General features: G+C 62.7%; 13 protein-coding genes. 6 read left to right on the forward strand and 7 right to left on the reverse strand.

Annotated features, from left to right (window positions below; translation table 11 throughout):
• Positions 1-262 precede the first annotated feature (262 nt).
• Positions 263-2,551, forward strand: a complete 2,289-nt coding sequence (locus P0D96_RS05160; RefSeq protein ID WP_408312200.1) for a hypothetical protein — start codon at positions 263-265, stop codon at positions 2,549-2,551.
• 225 nt (positions 2,552-2,776) lie between these two features.
• Here P0D96_RS05160 and P0D96_RS05165 read toward each other — a convergent pair whose 3' ends face one another.
• Positions 2,777-3,568 (reverse strand): hypothetical protein, encoded by a 792-nt coding sequence (locus tag P0D96_RS05165; protein WP_408312203.1) that lies wholly within the window; start codon positions 3,566-3,568, stop codon positions 2,777-2,779.
• A 118-nt stretch (positions 3,569-3,686) separates the two neighbouring features.
• Positions 3,687-4,715 carry a MerR family transcriptional regulator gene (locus tag P0D96_RS05170; RefSeq protein WP_408312206.1) on the reverse strand — a complete coding sequence of 343 codons (1,029 nt, stop codon included), beginning with the start codon at positions 4,713-4,715 and terminating at the stop codon, positions 3,687-3,689.
• A 141-nt stretch (positions 4,716-4,856) separates the two neighbouring features.
• On the opposite strand from P0D96_RS05170, the gene P0D96_RS05175 reads away from it, so the two are divergent.
• From P0D96_RS05175 to P0D96_RS05185, 3 genes are all read left to right on the forward strand, one after another.
• The gene (locus tag P0D96_RS05175; protein ID WP_132377739.1) at positions 4,857-5,531 is read left to right on the forward strand and encodes an HAD family hydrolase; all 675 of its coding nucleotides are present in this window, start codon (positions 4,857-4,859) and stop codon (positions 5,529-5,531) included.
• Positions 5,532-5,832: 301 nt separating this feature from the next.
• The gene (locus P0D96_RS05180) at positions 5,833-6,795 is read left to right on the forward strand and encodes a response regulator (RefSeq protein ID WP_132377737.1); all 963 of its coding nucleotides are present in this window, start codon (positions 5,833-5,835) and stop codon (positions 6,793-6,795) included.
• A 23-nt stretch (positions 6,796-6,818) separates the two neighbouring features.
• Entirely contained in the window at positions 6,819-8,255 is a 1,437-nt protein-coding gene (locus P0D96_RS05185) for a sensor histidine kinase (protein ID WP_408312210.1), read from the forward strand.
• 60 nt (positions 8,256-8,315) lie between these two features.
• On the opposite strand, the gene P0D96_RS05190 is transcribed toward P0D96_RS05185, so the two are convergent.
• The 5 genes from P0D96_RS05190 to P0D96_RS05210 all read right to left on the reverse strand — a co-directional run bounded on the left by P0D96_RS05190 (position 8,316) and on the right by P0D96_RS05210 (position 12,941).
• Entirely contained in the window at positions 8,316-9,278 is a 963-nt protein-coding gene (locus P0D96_RS05190) for an alpha/beta hydrolase (protein ID WP_408174973.1), read from the reverse strand.
• A complete protein-coding gene (locus P0D96_RS05195) occupies positions 9,271-9,780 on the reverse strand; it encodes a thioesterase family protein (protein WP_408312214.1) in 510 nt (169 codons plus the stop codon). Before P0D96_RS05195 ends, P0D96_RS05190 begins: the two co-directional genes overlap by 8 nt.
• Before the next feature lie 182 nt (positions 9,781-9,962).
• The gene (locus tag P0D96_RS05200) at positions 9,963-10,928 is read right to left on the reverse strand and encodes an L-carnitine dehydrogenase (protein WP_408174972.1); all 966 of its coding nucleotides are present in this window, start codon (positions 10,926-10,928) and stop codon (positions 9,963-9,965) included.
• 86 nt (positions 10,929-11,014) lie between these two features.
• Positions 11,015-11,944, reverse strand: coding sequence for a 3-dehydrocarnitine:acetyl-CoA trimethylamine transferase CdhC (gene cdhC / locus P0D96_RS05205; protein WP_408174970.1), 930 nt, complete (start codon positions 11,942-11,944; stop codon positions 11,015-11,017).
• Positions 11,945-11,984: 40 nt separating this feature from the next.
• Positions 11,985-12,941: a choline ABC transporter substrate-binding protein gene (locus P0D96_RS05210; RefSeq protein ID WP_408174969.1), complete on the reverse strand. Its 957-nt coding sequence runs from the start codon at positions 12,939-12,941 to the stop codon at positions 11,985-11,987.
• Positions 12,942-13,287: 346 nt separating this feature from the next.
• On the opposite strand from P0D96_RS05210, the gene P0D96_RS05215 reads away from it, so the two are divergent.
• Together P0D96_RS05215 and P0D96_RS05220 are read left to right on the forward strand one after the other, a co-directional pair.
• The gene (locus P0D96_RS05215; RefSeq protein ID WP_408281129.1) at positions 13,288-14,313 is read left to right on the forward strand and encodes a GlxA family transcriptional regulator; all 1,026 of its coding nucleotides are present in this window, start codon (positions 13,288-13,290) and stop codon (positions 14,311-14,313) included.
• Between the two features lie 109 nt (positions 14,314-14,422).
• Positions 14,423-14,749 carry a DUF4148 domain-containing protein gene (locus tag P0D96_RS05220; protein WP_408174965.1) on the forward strand — a complete coding sequence of 109 codons (327 nt, stop codon included), beginning with the start codon at positions 14,423-14,425 and terminating at the stop codon, positions 14,747-14,749.
• Positions 14,750-14,767: the final 18 nt, after the last annotated feature.

Here is a 14,767-nt window from a genome sequence, read left to right on the forward strand (position 1 = left end):
AGAGTTTTTTACGCTATCGGTGCGCACAGGTGGAGTTGGTGCACGTTGCGCCGCTGCTCGGCGAAAGTCGGCATGCGAGCGGATGGCAAGTGCGTCCGCTACCGGATAGCAGCACATCAAAGCTTCAGCTTCATCAGCAATGAGCGCGGTCAGCGCGTTCTCAGGTTCACCTCTCTCTGGACTCAATAACGTCAAGGCGGGACGACTGATCGATCTTGCTGAATTCTCGGGGACAACCTGCTTTTAGCGAAACATACGGACAATGACGAGATACTTGAAACTATTGGGCGTTGCATCGGCAACAGTGTTGGCATCGTTTGCCGCGGAAAGCGCGCAGGCTCAGGCAAGCACCATCACGGTCTCAGGGCAGCAATACAAGTTGTGCGCGCAGGAAAATGGCAAGTGCTCATTCCTCGGAACGGGTTCGGTTGTGTTCGGTGCGGTTCCGCCCACCTCGCCCTCGGTGATGTTGAGCGCGCCGCGCACGTTCAGCAACGGTGTCGGCTGCTACGTCGGCGCAGTGTCGCAGTCGGACCCCGCGTTCGGCTATGGCAAGTCTTGCTGGGTTAAAGCGGTTGCCGCAACGCCGACTCCGGCCCCGACCCCGACCCCGACCCCGACCCCGACCCCCACGCCGACGCCCACGCCGACTCCCACGCCGACTCCGGCCTCGGCCCCGACGCCCACGCCGACGCCGACGCCGACACCGACCCCGACGCCGACTCCCGCGCCGAGTCCGACTCCGAGCGCGACGCCGTCCCCGACGCCGGGCGGCTCGGCCATGTCGTGCAGCGCGCCGACGCAAACGGCCGGCGGAACCGCGAACGGCGTGATCAGCGCCGACACGCCCACCACCGACGGCCTGCGCGTGTTCCAGAACAACGCCCCGTTCAAGCTGGCGATTACCACGAACGCACCGAGCGCGGATACCGTCGTCTGGTCCGTAGCGGATTCCAACGGTGCGATCAAGACGCAAGGCAGTTTTGCAGTCAAGGCAGGCGTACAGACCAGCACGATTCCGTGTACGTCGACGTGGTCCGGCTATGGCGCACTCACCGCCACCTTGCGTTCGAACGGCGGCACGTTGCCGAGAAGCGGCACGCGGCCGGTCGGTATCGCGACGTTCGGCGTGTTGCCGAACCTCAGTTCGGCACTGGGCACCGTGACGTATGCGCATCAGGATCAGCACCGCTTCGGCATGCAGGGCTTCAACGGCAACATCGCCGCGCTGCACGCTCTGGGCATCTCGTGGACGATCGACGACCGTCAGGTATCGGCCATGGAACCCAACGGTCCCAATACGTATACGCCGAACGTGAACGACCTCGATCCGTTCTACAAGGCCAATCCTGATCAGATGCGTATCGTGCGTCTCGATGGACTGCCGGCGTGGGATTCGAAGACCGGTCAGTTCAACGACAGCTACTATGCGCCGTCGAACATGCCTGAGTTCCAGACCTTCATGAGCAAGGTCGGCACCGATACGAGCCTGATCCGCGCTGCCAATTACCCGAATCAGCAAAAGAACTACTATCAGGTAACCTGGGAACCGAGCCTCGGCTGGGCGGATAGCGACGCGAACTTCGTCGCCATGTACAAGGCTGCTTACCAGGGCATTCACTCGACCGATCCGAATGCAGTCGTGATGGGCACCGGCAATCCGTTCGCCGCGAATTGCGACACCTGTACAACGGGTTATCTGCAGAAGTTCGGCGCACTCGGTCTGTGGAATTACATCGATGCAGTCTCAACGCATGGCTACTGGAATGCGGGTACGTACCCGGCCCATCCGCCTGAATTGCAGGACTCCGATCCGAATCCGGCGAACCAGGCCAACGCGCTCGACAACCAGATGACGCAACTGCGTTCGGTCATGCAGGCAGGCAAGCCGAATATGAAGCTCTTCTTCACGGAAGCCGGCGTGAGCTACGATCCGGGTCTCAACTACGGTCCGAATGTGCCGTCGCAGAACCAGTTGTTCGCGCATGCGGCGGTCGGCGTGCGGGCGCATATCATCGTGCTGGGCGGCGGTGCACAGGTCACGACTCTGTTCTACGGTCCCGACTATCCGGGCGAAGTGGGATACGGCTCGTTCTTCGACCTGAACAACGCACAAGGCGCGTTCGGTGCGACGAACCTTTCGCCGAAGCCTGAAGCGATGGCCTTCGCAACGATGACGCGTGTTCTCGACGGCACGAATACCCTGGGCCGCATCAAGAGCGCGCCTGCCGGAGTCTTTGCGTACGGGTTCCAGCAACTGGGCAACGGCAAGGTCGTGACCGCGGCGTGGACGCACAACAACGCGCAGTGGCCGACGAGCAACGGCACGTATAGCCAGAGCTATTCGACCAGCTATTCGCTGCAGGTCGACAACGCTGGCACGTCGGGCAATGTGACGAAGATCGATGGTTACGGCAATGTCAGCACGGTTGCCTACACCAACGGCCAGGTCGCGCTGACCCTCACCGAAGTGCCGCAGTACATCGTGTCGAACAACGCCACGGTTGCCAAGGCCAATGCGACTGTTCCGCTCGGTTACACGGGCCAATAAGCGGCTCAACTAGCGCGCTAATAAGCAGTCCAATAAGCGCTGAAAACGATCGACGCGCCGCCGAAATGGCGGCGCGTCGATTACGCATCACGGTCAGGTCGGCGACGGCACCCTTTAGTCATTGCGCGCCGACGTCGATCGTAACCATGAAGTCCGACCGCGCTCGCCGCGCGTAAAGACGGAGAGAGCGGCACGCGCTGCAAGATTCTCTACCCTGCGCAACGCCTACCGCTGCGCATTCAAAACCTCGACACCCTTATCCGTAAAGAAAGCGAGCCCGGCGCCGAGCATCGCGTACTGGCTCTTGATCACCGGCATATCGTGCGGAACGGCGTCACGTAGCGCCGCAAGATACTTGGGCGTGAAGATGCGATTCCAGTCGGCGGCAAGCTGATTCGCCGAACCTATCATCTCGTGATGTGTCGCGCTCCAGTTCACACGCAGCGGAAAGTGCACGAAACGCGCCGCCTGCTTCGGGTCGCCTTTCAAAGCGGCGAAATAGAAGCCCTGAGCGCGTGCTTCGAATGCGTCGTCCGTTTCGTCGGTGATCATCCCGTAGCGGTGTCCGGCATTCGCATCTGCGAATGACATTCCTTCGAGAGTGAATTTGACCGGCAAGGTCTTTCCGCCGCCAGTCCAACTGCCGGCAAGGCCCACGCTATTGGAAAAATCGAGTGGCTGGGCGCCGTTCGATCCATTGCCCACGAAGTGCAGGTTGAACGTGCCGTTCGCTTCCTGCAACGTCAGATCGCTGCCGGACTTTTGGCCGGTCAGTGCAATGTCCTTGAGGTAGCGGTAGTAGAAGTAATGCCCTTTGCCGACCACCTTCCCATGCAGCACGAGCGTCATGCCGACCTTCGCTTCGCCGACTGAGCCGGAATACTCGACGCTAGTCGTGTTCTCAGTCTGCGCGAGGGAAGAGTGATTCAGGCTGGTCGAAATGGTCAATAACGCGGCAAGCATCGCGATCGTGCGTCGCCGGGTCAGGCCATGAAGGCGCAATCGACGTGTGTTCATGCGACGTCCTGTAATTGGAAGTCACGAGGCTAGCATGAACAGCACAGCGCGAGAATCGACCCAGTTCAGACCACTGAACTCCCGGCCGGCCGAAATCGACGGGAAGCCGCTCGTCACATCAAAGCGGCTGCGCAACGTTCGCCATCGCCTCGCGGATGAAAGCGAGCAGCGTTTCATCCGCCCATGTGCCGGCTATCAACTCCGGCTCCGTTTGCAGCGCATGGCGGAACTTGGCTTGCGTACGTGGATCGTCGCCCGCGTAGCTTCTGAAAAGTTCGAGCCAGCGAAGCGCAAGCTCGCGCGCTCGCGATGTCTGCGGTCCGACGCCCGCGTCGATCGCATCGCGCACGTCGGCCATCAGTTGCGGCCATTCCATCGCGCGCTTGCCGTAATTGGCGCGCATGAAGCGAATCTCCTCGGGCGACAGATACTTCTCGTAGATCAGCAGCTTGGTTTCGCTAAAGGCGCGCAGCGCGTAGTCGCGCAACTGCGTCGAAATACCGACGTGCGTCTGCATCGACGGTTCGTTGTCGTGCATCAGATTCAGCTTGGCGAGCAGGCGCGCGTCGCCATTCGTGTCGCGCACGAGCATCGTCATCCAGCGCATCGACAAGGCGCGCGCCTCGTCGCCCTCGGGTGGCGCGCCGCTGTCCATCAAGGTGCGGACCTGGCCGATGAGTTCGGTCCATTCCGGGTTCGGCGTCTGGCTATTGCGGTACATCGGCATGCGTGCGAGTTCGTCTTCGGAGAAATACTTGTCGTACATGGTCATCAACTCCAACGTGATAAGCCAATCGGTCAGCTCCGGTTCCTTGCCGTCAAGCAACACGCCGTGCAGGTCGACGAGGCGTTCGCGCAAGCGCTTCGCCTGGGCAATCTGGCTGTCGAGCATGGCGATCTGCCGCGCGACGATCGACACCAGCGGCGTCTCCGGTTGCGTCAGGCAGGTGTGAATCTCGGCGAGCGCGAGTCCGAAACGGCGCAGCGCCTGGATCTGATGAAGCCGGGCGACGTCGTTGCGGTCGTAGAGCCGGTAGCCGTTCTCAGCACGTGCCGAAGCTGTGAGCAGTCCGATTGCGTCGTAGTGGTGAAGCGTGCGGACGGTCAGTCCGCTGCGCTTCGCAAGTTCTCCCACTTTCAACAGCATTCGAGCCTCCGGTCAGTGTGCACCTTGGAGGTTAGAACCTTACGCTACGTGAGGGTCAAGGGAATCGAGGCCGGATTCGCGCGACCGGCGAACCCCGGGACATGGCATATTGGCGAACGGAGTCATCAACAGGAGCACACCATGCGGATCCAGACCTCTTTCCTTTTCGATCTCGACGGAACGCTGGTCGACAGCGTCTACCAGCACGTGCTGGCCTGGAAAGAAGCGCTCGACAGCGAAGGCATTCCTTTGTCGGTCTGGCGAATTCACCGCAAGATCGGCATGAGCGGCGGGCTCTTCACCAATCAGCTTCTGCGGGAAACGCACGGTGAAATCAGCGCCGAGCGGGTGGAGCGTCTTCGTCATGCTCACGCCGCGGCCTATCAGCGATTGCGCGCGCAGGTATGTCCGCTGCCGGGCGCGCGGGCCTTGCTCGACGCGCTGACGCAAGCCGGAACGCCGTGGGCCGTGGCGACGAGCGGCCGCATGGAGACGGCGGCGCTCAATCTGGAGGCGCTGGGTGTCGATCCCGCGAAGGCGGTGGTCGTGACGCGCGACGACGTCAAATATGCAAAGCCGGATCCGGATCTGTTCATCGCCGCGGCCGGGCGGCTCGGCGTGCCGGTCGAAAACACGGTCGTGGTCGGCGACAGCATCTGGGACATGCTCGCGGCGCGGCGCTGTCGTGCGCTGGGTGTGGGCTTGCTGTCGGGCGGGTACGGCACGGAGGAACTCGAACGGGCGGGCGCACTGCGGGTCTACGACGATCCCGCCGATCTGCTGGAGCATCTGGACGAGGTTGCGTCGCGGCCGTAAAGGGCGGCTCTTTATCGCGGATTCCCAGAACGCATAAGCGCTGCCGTTGATCGCCGTGGCGAGTTCGCACGATCGGTGTCAAGGCCCTGTACTATATTGTTCAGCGGAAAACCGCCTTGGCGACCGGCGTGAGAGAATTCTGCCTATAAGCAGGTCCGAGGCGCGCCGGAATGTTCCATATGCGAACATGCGGGAACCGGAGGCGGCAAATAGGGCGCTGCCGTGCGGGTTGCTGTGACCCTACGGCGGGCGGCCTGCCGCGGTTGTCCTCCAGCGGGGGCGTGACGAACCACGTGAAAATATGAACAATTTTATCCGACCACCTGTTATCTATCCGTCGACGGTTGTTTTCGTGGATGACAACGACAGCTACCTCGACGCCCTGCGGCGTTTCTTTCCGGACACCGCCACCAATCTGTTTTTTACGCGGCCGCAAACCGCGCTTGCCTTCATCCGTCAGCATGCTCGCGAAAATTCGCTGGAGTTCGCGCCGGCGTCGGCATGCGTGAGCGAGACGGGTTTTGAGCGCTACATGGAAACCGCCGCGGAACGGGACATCCTGGCCCGCCGCTCCCGTTTCGCGGAAGTAGCAGCGGTGGTCGTGGATTTCGACATGCCCGGCATGAACGGCGTGGAATTCCTCTCGTCCATCTCCAATCTGCGCTGCGCGAAAGTGCTGCTGACCGGAGTCGCGGACGAAACCGTCGCAGTCAAAGCCTTTAACGCGGGAATCGTCGATTTATACCTGAGAAAGACGGATACCGACTCCGCTAACCGGCTGGCCCATTTCCTGAAGGACGCCAAAATCCGGCATTGTTCGGAAGGCGGCTGGCTGGCCTTGGGCGAGAACGGCATGACGTATTGCGACTCGCGAACGCGCAAGGTCATCGACGAGGTGGTGGCCGCGAACGGTATCGTCGAGTACTACTGGCGCCCGGAACAGGACGCCATTCTGATGTTCGATCGCGCCGGCAACCCGAGCGTTTTCGTCGCGTGGGCTGAGAACGACTGGATTTCCCAAGGCGAAATCGTCGCGGACGAGGACGGCCCGGCCGAACTCCTGAAGCAAATGGCGGTGCGCGAGGTGATGCCGATCTTCTGGCCGAACCTGGCGTATCGCTCCGGCATGACCGTCAGGACGCTGACGCCGCGGACCATTCCGGGCTGGGATGACGTTTTCTATTGCTGGACCCCGATCGACAGGGCCGACGTGGGCCTCGACCTCGTGACCTTCGCGCAATGGCGGAATGAGCGGACCCGCTAAAGTTTGCCGACACGTTGAGCCACATGTACGCCATTCCGCCTGCCTTCGTGTCCGCGATGTTCGTGGTGTTCGCACTGTACGTTCTGATTACGCAGGGCGCGACGCGTCTATTCACGCCGTTCATCCTGATGTGCGTCGCGACCTTCGCCTGGCAAGGCGCATGGACGCTGCTGTTTCAGACTGAAAACCCGCAGACCGCGGACCTGCTGGTCAGATTCGGCTATCTCTTCATTCTCTTTCTGCCGACAACGTTCTACCACTTCGTGACGGAGGTGGCGGCGCAGCGCCGTGAGCGGCCGATATTGCTCGCGTCGTACGGTCTGTGTTTCGTTCTCGCGATACTGCTGCCCGGTAACGAAGTGGTGGCCGGCTATCAGCACTTCTTCTTCGGCTACTATCCGGTCGCGGGGCCGCTGCATCCCGTGCATGTCGTGCAAACCGTCTTGCTGGCCGGGCGCAGCGCGCAGCTTCTGCTCGCCGCGCGCCAGAAGGCGGAGGGCGACGCGCGCCGGCGTTTCGATCTGTGCCTGGCGAGCCTTTGCCTGTACTCGTTTGCCGCGATGGATTACGCGGTCAACTACGGCTTCGGGTTCTATCCGCCGGGCGTCCTGTTCATCGGCCTGAGCCTTGGGCTGCTGGCGATCACCATCGTCCGGTATCACCTGATTCACCCGTATGCCGTGGCGGCGACCATCGCGCACGAGATCTCGACGCCGCTCGCGACCATCGGCATGCACGCCGACGAAATCGCCAGCGTATGGGGCCACGTGTTCAAGGGCTACCGGACGGCCGTTACGCATGGGCTGTATGACGATCACGACGAGTCCGGACAATCCGAGCGCATCGGCCAGCTTGCGACGGCGATCCGGCGCGAAGTCTCCGGCACCAGCGCGATGGTCGAAATGGCGCTCGCGTCTTTCACGCTCGATCGACTGGACCGCGGCGGCTTCAGCCGGCATTCCGTGCACCAGTGCGTGATGTCGGCGCTGGAGCGGTATCCGTTCAGCGGCGGCGAGCGTGAGCGTGTCACGGTGATACCCATCGATCCCGCCATGTCTTTTTCGGGCTCGGATACGGTCGTGGTTTACGTGCTGTTCAACCTGCTGAAAAACGCGTTGCATGCCATTCGCGTGGGTGGCGATGGCGAGATCACGATCAGCGCCGTTCAGGATCAGGACTTCTGCGTGCTGCAATTCCGCGACACCGGACCGGGCATCGCGCCTGATGTCCTGCCGTATATCTTCGACGCCTTCTTCACCACTAAGCGGCATGGCAGTGGCGCTGGCATGGGACTCGCGTTCTGCCGGCGCGCGACGGAGCTGCTGGGCGGGAGCATCGAGTGCAGTTCGATACGAGGCATTCACACGACCTTCACCGTGCGGTTGCCGGCACCGGACACGCCCGCCGATCGCGCACTGCGCAAGGCGCCCGCACGCTCGCCACGCCGCCGTCCAAACTGATAGTCCATGAGTTGAAAGCGGTGGCCGTTGCGACCGACTATCGGGTGGCCTGAACTCGAATTAATGAGCCGCGGACGACGCCGGCGTCGCATGGGTGGACAGAAAACGGCATACCTCTTCGTGGAACCTCTGGACGCCGGGGCTCGATTCGATGGCGCGCCAGCATCCGTGCACGAGCCCGGCGCCGATCAGGAGCCGCGCCTCGCCACCGGCCGCGTTGATACGCTCGACAAACACGCGCGCGTCGTCCCTCAACGGATCATGTTCGACGCCGATCGCCAGCGTCGGCGGCAGGCGGTCGTAGCGCGTCGCATCGAGAGGGATCGTCCACGCGGGGTAGGGCGGATGGGTGCCCCAATAGTGATCGCGGAACGCATGAACGTCGGCCAGCTTGAGCATCGGCGCCTGCGCTTCGGTTTCGCGTGCGGGCAGTTGCGGTTCGGTGCCGAGCATCGGATAGACGAGAGCGAGGCCGCTTACGCCTTGAATGGCCTCGTCGCGCAGCCGCATCGCCGCGCTGGCTGCGAGCGTGGCGCCGGCGCTGTCGCCTGCCAGTTGCAGCGGCGCGCCGGCATGCAGATCGAACGGCAAGCGCCCTGCCAAAGCGGCGAGCGTGACCTCCATGCAATCGTCGTGCGCGGCCGGCGCGGGGTGTTCGGGGGCTAGCCGGTAGTCGACTGCGATCACATCGAGACCGGTGTCCGCGGCAAGGCGCGCGGTCACGATCTGATGGCTGTCCAGCGAGCCGAGCACGAAGCCGCCGCCGTGAAAATACAGCACGGCGCCACGCGACGCCTCCTGATGCCTTGCACGGTTGCGGTACAGCCGCAGCGCGATCGAATGGCCCGCGCCGGTTTGGAATTCGGCGTCCTGCGTCACGACTTCATCCGGCAACGCAGGCGTGAGTGCCGCGGCGTAGCGGTCGTAAATCTTGCGCTGTTCAGCCGGCGTCAACGAAGTCGAATGCCCCGGATAAATCGCGGCGGTTCTTTCGATGAACGCGGCAATCTCTGGCTCAAGCATGTCCACTCCCAATGGGCTTTGTCCTCGCGGGCAAGCCGATCACGCGGCCGGCAAACGCGGCGGGCGGCAATGCGGCATGCGCGTCGGCCAATGCCCGCACGTGCGCCGCGACGTCCGGATCGAATGCGGCGGCGCGCGGGCCGCTGGTATCCACGTGCAGCAACATCTGTTCGCCTGCTGCCACCGGTTCGTCGCCATCGTCGGCAAACATCTCGAGGTACAGATGCAGCCGTTTCGCATCGTGCCCGAGCAAGCGCATGTCGACGCGCACTTGCGCGCCTTCCTTGATCTCGTGCAGATAGTTGATATGCGCTTCGAGCGTGTAGATCGAACGCTGGCGTTCTTTGCGCACTGCGTCCGGCAAACCGATCAGGTCGATCAGGACGTCAGTCGCGAAGCTGAAGATCAGCATGTAGAACGCGTCGCGCAAATGGCCGTTGTAATCGACCCATTCGGCGCGCACCGTGTCGCGATAGCTAGGCAGGGCTGCGGGTTGCGGCATCGGCAATCGTCTCCGTTATTCGTTTCAATGGCGGTGGCTGGGGGCGGGGTCATGCGTCGCTGACGCTTAGCGCGGGTGGCGCGCCATCTGTGGCTTCCGCGCCCTTGAGTACGCGCGGCCCTTCCGCCGTTTCCGTGCTCTTTGGTCCTTGCGCGCCTTCCGGTCCTTCCGCGCGGTCCCCCTCAGTCAGCCGGCAGCATTCCATGCCGCGCCTTCGCCTCCGCAATCGCCGCCAGCACGCTCGTAATGCAATCGTCGCGGTAACGTTCGAGCTGTTTGATCGACCGCGGCCCGACCTGCTCGGCCGTGCCGTCTACGACCCGGTCGATCAGCTCGTCCGTCAGTTTCGGTGCTACCAGTTTAGTCCAGGGCAGCTCCAGCGCGGGTCCGAATTGCTGCATGAAGTGGCGCATGCCCGCATCGCCGCCCGCCAGCGTGTACGTCAGGAACGTGCCCATGAACGACCAGCGGATGCCCGCGCCGAAGCGGATCGCGTCGTCGATTTCGCCGGTGGTCGCGACGCCTTCGTTGACCAGATGCAATGCCTCGCGCCACAGCGCTTCGAGCAGGCGGTCGGCGATAAAGCCCGGCACTTCCTTGCGAACGCGCAGCGGCCGCATCGACAGCGCACGATACACCCGCAGCGCGGCGTCGATGGTTTCCGGCGCGGTGCTTTCGCCGCCCAGCACTTCGACGAGCGGCAGCAGATACACCGGATTGAACGGATGCCCGACGATGCAACGCTGCGGATTCACCGCCCGCGCGTAAAAATCGCTCGGTAACAGACCCGACGTCGACGAAGCGATGATCGCATCCGGTTTCGCCGCGCGGCTGATCTGCTCGTGCAAGGCGAGCTTCAACTCCTCGCGCTCAGGCGCGCTTTCCTGAATGAAATCCGCCTGTCCGACGCAGGCCTCGATCGTATCGACGAAGCGCAATCGCTCGGGCGACGCACCCTCGGCAAGCCCCACGCGCAGCAGCGCCGGCCATGCGTTCGCGACGTTCTCGCGCAACTGCTTCTCGGCGCCCGGCGCGGGATCCCACGCGATGACATCGAGCCCGTGCGCGAGCGCGCGCGCCACCCAGCCGCTGCCGATCACGCCCACGCCGATTGCCGCGAATGTTTTGATATCGACGATCACTGCCATTGCTGACGTTTCCTTTTTGCCTGTGTGTTGTCTGGTTCAGAAAGAAGCGCGTTGCATCGAACGCGCGGTGCGACTCTCGCAATCGACTAAGCGTACTGTCCCACCGCGCGCCGCTCCAATTGACGCTCGCCACGCGCGGGCAGACCGAGCTTGCGGCGTCCTTCGGCGGGCGTCAGCGCGCGTGCGCCGAGCCGTTCGATGATTTCCACCGCGCGTTGCACCAGCGTGCCGTTCGTTGCGGGCACACCTTTGTCGAGCCAGATGTTGTCTTCGAGGCCGACGCGCACGTGGCCGCCGAGCAGCATCGCCTGGGCGACCATCGGCATCTGCATGCGGCCGATGCCGAAGCCGGCCCATTGCGCGCCGGGCGGCAGGTTGTCGGCCATCGCTTTCATGGTCGTGGTGTCGGCGGGCGCACCCCAGGGAATGCCAAGGCAAATCTGAAACAGCGGCGGCGCGTCGAGCAGACCTTCCTTGAGCAATTGTTTGGCGAACCACAAATGGCCGGTATCGAAGATCTCCAACTCAGGCTTGACGCCGAGTTTCTGGATACGCTGCGCGCCGGCTCGCAATTGCGCGGGCGTCGATACATAGATGTAGTCGCCGTCGCCGAAATTGAGCGTGCCGCAATCGAGCGTGCAGATTTCCGGCAGCAATTCCTCGACATGCGCGAGGCGCGTGAGACCCCCGACCAGATCCGTGTTCGCGCCGAAGCGCATCGGGTCTTCGCCGGGACCGATCTCCAGATCGCCGCCCATGCCGGCCGTCAGGTTGATGATCACGTCCGTGCCCGACGAGCGAATCCGGTCGACCACCTCGCGATACAGGTGCGGATCGCGGCTGCCGCGTCCCGTTTTCGGATCGCGCACATGGCAATGCGCAACGGTGGCGCCGGCCTTCGCGGCTTCGATGGCGGCCTCGGCAATCTGCTTCGGCGTGACGGGAATGGCCGGATGCTTGCCGACGGTATCGCCTGCGCCGGTGACCGCGCAGGTCACGATGACTTCATGATTCATGCGAACTGGTTCCTGTGGATGAAATGCGCAACGCTCGGGATCAGAGACCCAGATAGGCCTTGACCGCGGGCAAGCCTTCCTTGCCGTCGTAGGTCTTCACGCCGGCAAGCCAGGCATCGAGTACTTGCGGGTTTTTCTTCAGATACGCCTTGGCGGCATCGGCGGGCTTTTCCTTGTTCATGACCGATTGCATCACCACGTTTTCGAGCTGCGTCGAAAAGCGCAGATTGCTCACGAGCTTGCCGGCGTTCGGGCAGCGCGTCAGAAAGTCGGGGGACGTCAGCGTATAAACGCGTGCTTCGCCGTCGTTCGGGCCGAATACGCCATCGCTGCCGGTGAGATATTTCATGTCGATCTGGATGTTCATCGGATGAGGTTCCCAACCCAGAAAGACCACCCATTTCTTCTCGCGGATCGCGCGATCGACCGAGACCAGCATGCCCGCTTCACTCGATTCGATCAGCTTGAAGCCGCCGAGGCCGAACTGATTGTTGGCGATCATCTTCAGGATCGCCGCGTTCGCGCTGCTGCCGGGTTCGATGCCGTAGATCTTGCCGTCGAGCTGATCGCGGTGTTTGGCGATGTCGGCGAAAGTCTTCAGGCCCGCGTCGTATTCATAGCTCGGCACGGCGAACGTGGCCTTGGCGCCGGTGAGGTTAGGTGGCTGCAGCACCTGGATCGATTTCGAATCGACGAACGGTGCGATCGCCTTTTCCTGCACCGGCCACCAGTAGCCGAGCGACACGTCGAGCTGTTTGCTCTTCAGGCCGGCGAACGAGATGGGCACGGAGGCGACCGTCGTCACCGGCTGATAGCCGAGTCCTTCGAACACGGTCGACGCGAGCGCGGTGGTCGAGGTGATATCGGTCCAGCCGATGTCGGCGAAATGCACCGCGCGGCAGGCAGCGGGATCCTGAGCGAACGCCGGTAGCGCGGTAACGGCGGCGGCCGCGACGCACGCAAGATGGGCGAGCAGGGCTTTGATGCGTAACTTCATGGCGTTCCCTCTTCTGACACGGGTGATAGCGTGTTTCGAACCGGGCCGCTTCGCCTGAGCAAACAAAACCAGGCGAAGCGGCCCCCGGACATGCGATAGGGCCTGTGATGCCTGAACTGCACGAATGACGTAACGTTAATGCCCCATATTCCAACCAAAGCGACCGTCAGCGACCCGTTCTTGCTTCCACGCGACAATGAGGGAAAACCTGCGTCGCCCGCCTTGCGATGCAACATCGAGTCAAGCGCGAATTTTGGCGTGCCTTGCCGGGCCGGCCGCTGCTTGCTACGCTCGCCGGGAACCGCCCGCGCCCGCGTTTTTTGTCTCCTGATCGAGTCTGAGTACGATGCCCGAAGATATGTCGTTCCTGTTGCTGCCGGGCTTTTCGGCGATCGGTTTCATGTCGGCGGTGGAGCCGTTGCGCGTGGCGAACCGCTTTCGCGGCGACCTGTACCGCTGGCGCATTCTGAGTCTCGACGGCGCGCCGGTGGCCGCCAGCAACGGCATTTCGATCAACGCGGATGCCGCCATCGGCGACATCGACGCGGCGCGGACGCTCTTTGTCGTCGCGGGCTTCGAGCCGCTCGCCTGCTACACGCGCGCGTTGGGTGATTGTCTGAAGCGCCTCGAGCGCGCGGGTACGACGCTCGGTGGGATCGACACCGGCAGTTTCGTGCTCGCGGAAGCCGGGCTGCTCGGCGGCGCGGACAGTGTGACCGTGCATTGGGAAGCGCTGTCGGCGTTCCGCGAGCGCTATCCGTCGCTCGATGCGAGCCAGGAACTGTTCGAGATCGGCGCGCGCCGCATTACGTGTGCGGGCGGCACGGCGTCGATCGACATGATGCTCGACCTGATCGGCCGCGAGCATGGCGCCGCGCTGGCCTCCGCCGTTTCGGAGCAATTCGTGGTGAGCCGTATCCGGCAGCGCTCGGACCATCAGCGCATGGAGATCGCGGCGCGTTACGGCGTGCACAACCGCAAGCTGATTCAGGTGATCGGCGTGATGGAACAGCACATGGAGGAGCCGCTCGCTCCGGACCAACTCGCGCAGGAAATCGGCGTGACGCGCCGGCAACTGGAGCGGTTGTTCTGTGCCTCGCTGAAGGACACGCCGACGCATTTCTATCTGCAGTTGCGCCTCACGCGTGCGCGCGAGTTGCTGCAACAGACCGACATGTCGATTACGTCGATTTGCGTGGCGTGCGGGTTCGAGTCGCCCTCGCATTTTTCGCGGACGTATCGCGCACGTTTCGGCGCGAGTCCGCGAAGCGACCGGCAGGCGACGGGCGGCCGAAATGCTGGTGAACTGGCGCCGTCACAGGTCCGAAACCTCGCTGCCGCACCCCAATTAGCGCGATTGTCGCAACAGTGAATTAGGTGATTTGGGGTTTACCCTATATACATTGACTCCTAGACTGTATCCATACGCTGCGGACACAGGTTCGCAGCATGGCAAAAAACAATCTCTGGAGGTAGGTATCATGAAATCCCTGATCGAAGCTGTTGTTATCGCCGCTCTCATTTCCGCTCCGCTCGCCGCTTTTGCTCAATCGAATCAGCCGGTTACGCGCGCTCAGGTGCGTGCGGAACTGATCCAGCTGGAAAAGGCGGGCTACAACCCGGGCACCGCAAACGACGAAGATTATCCGGCGAACATTCAGGCTGCTGAAGCACGTGTCGCCGCACAAAAGAGCGCTGCTCAGACGAGCGGTTACGGTTCGGCCACCAATGGTTCGTCGCAGGCAGGCGGCGGTTCGGACACGACGAACAGTTCGTACTCGGCTCCGGTTGTGAATTACGGTCGTTAATCGATCGCGTAGTGTGTA

This window comes from Paraburkholderia sp. RL17-347-BIC-D (assembly GCF_046027915.1).
In the GTDB taxonomy this organism is placed as follows: domain Bacteria; phylum Pseudomonadota; class Gammaproteobacteria; order Burkholderiales; family Burkholderiaceae; genus Paraburkholderia.